Genomic DNA, 934 nt, shown 5'->3' with positions numbered 1-934 from the left:
CGGCTCTGTTGAAACCCTATTGAATGTTCATTTGTCAAAGAGGAAAAATCCATAAAATCGTCGCTCCTTGTGTAAGTAACCAAACCAAGCACAAGGAGCAGAAACAATGTCAACGAATCACTATATCAATCTTATCAACTGTATCGTCTCAGTCCTTCGTTCATCCCATTTGCCGCTCTATTCCTGCAAATTCTCTCGTAAAACCTATACTCAGCCCCCCCAACTCATGTCTATTCTTCTCTTTCGTGAACTCACTGGTAATGACTATCGAAATACAATCGACCTCATTGATCTAACAGGTAAAATCAAAGAGATACTTCAGTTGAGTCAGGTACCCCATTACTCAACAATCCAAAAATTCATGAAACGGGTTCCGTCAATATATTTTACGAAAATCCTGAATGGAACCCTAAAACTGTTTTATTCTCATGGAGAAATTATTCCAACAACCGCGATTGATTCTTCTGGGTTCACCAGTTCTTACGCCAGCCACTATTACTCATGGCGAACAGGAAAGATGCGAAAGACCTTTCTGAAAACATCGATTTCAGTTGATACAAATAAACAGGTGATTCTGGCTGTCAAGATCTCTCGGAAGCCAGTACATGACACAAAACATGCACAAAAACTGCTCAGACAAACTCAAAGGATACGGAAATCCGAGTGCTTTGTTATGGATAGAGGATACGATTCAGAGGACATCCATCGACAAATAAGGGAAGAAATCGGCGCAAATTCGCTGATACCTGTCAGAAAATGGAAGGGAAAGATTCATTCGGGTAAATATCGACAAGAGATGTATTCTGACTTCGATGATGAACGATATCGTGAAAGAAATAAAGTTGAAACAGCATTCTCAGTCATTAAAAGAAGATTTGGAGAAGAACTGAAGGCACGAGAATATCGGTCTCAGGTCAAAGAAATTAAGATCAAA

General features: G+C 39.6%; 1 protein-coding gene. It reads left to right on the top strand.

The features are described 5' to 3' along the window. Positions 1-106: 106 nt before the first annotated feature. On the top strand, positions 107-934 hold an 828-nt coding region (locus JCM10550_RS16490), incomplete at its 3' end, for an IS5 family transposase (RefSeq protein ID WP_062400726.1).

Source organism: Methanogenium cariaci JCM 10550 (genome assembly GCF_001315945.1).
Classification (GTDB): Archaea; Halobacteriota; Methanomicrobia; order Methanomicrobiales; family Methanomicrobiaceae; genus Methanogenium; species Methanogenium cariaci.
The sequence above is the reverse complement of the archived record's forward strand: the minus strand, read 5'-3'. Positions and strand labels throughout refer to the sequence as shown.